Annotated in this window: 1 protein-coding gene; it reads left to right on the top strand. The window is 64.0% G+C overall.

Annotated elements, in window-relative coordinates:
- Window positions 1-147: 147 nt before the first annotated feature.
- Complete coding sequence (locus tag AC07FN_RS45975; RefSeq protein ID WP_478401399.1) at window positions 148-984, top strand: transposase family protein; 837 nt, start codon at window positions 148-150, stop codon at window positions 982-984.
- Window positions 985-1005 lie beyond the last annotated feature (21 nt).

Raw genomic sequence — 1005 nt, 5'->3', positions numbered from 1 at the left:
TGAGGTGATCTCAGTAAGAATCGTTTGTGGGTGCCGATCGGAAACGTGGCAGGTGATCGGCTGAGACATGCCCGGAGGAAGTGGGGCGTGGGGTGCCTGGTAGAAGAACTCCGACCAAAGATGATCTTCACCAGGCAAGGACCCCACGTGATCGCCTATCGTGCCATCCTCGATGTTCCCCGTGAACTCGCCCTCTATGTCAGCGGGCTGCTGACCGCCGACCGCCGTGCACGCGGCACGCGGAAGGGACGCCGGGCGCTGACTCCGTTCTGGCAGGCTGTGCTGGGGTTGCGCTGGTTCCGGGACGACACCGATGTCACCAGGCTGGCACGTGATCACGGGATCTCCCGCGCGACCGGCTACCGCTACCTCGATGAGGTCATCAAGGTTCTCTCCGAGGATGCCCCGGATCTGCATCAGGCCCTGCGCCAGGCCAAAGACGACGGCTGGACGTATGTGATCCTGGACGGGAAAATCTTCTCCTCCGACCGTGTGGACGAGAAGACCATCAGCGTCAAAGGCACCGAGATCGACCTGTGGTACTCCGGGAAAACCCGTGAGCAAGGCGGCAACATCCAAGCGGTTATGCGGCCCGACGGGTTCCCGATCTGGGTCAGCGAGGTCGAGCCCGGCTCGGTGCATGACATCCTCGCCGCCGAGGACCACGTCCTCGGCGCCCTGTACTGGGCCGCTTCCCAGCTTGACCTGCCCACCCTGGCCGATGCCGGGTTCCAAGGCGCCGGCGCCGGAGTACACACCCCGGTCAAACGCTCCAAAACCCACCCAGGCAGCCCACTGGAGGTCGACAACCGTACCTACAACACGCTGCTGCGCAGTCTGCGCGCCCAGGGCGAACGCGGATTCGCCCTGCTCACCGGACGCTGGCGGGCCCTGCGGCACTTCACCACCAGCCCCCGCAAAATCGGCCGCATCGTCCAAGCCGCACTCGTCCTCACCCACTACGAACACAGCCAACTCACCTAACCTCTTACTGAGATCACCTCA

This window comes from Saccharopolyspora sp. NPDC045941, assembly GCF_056431445.1.
The sequence above is the reverse complement of the archived record's forward strand: the minus strand, read 5'-3'. Positions and strand labels throughout refer to the sequence as shown.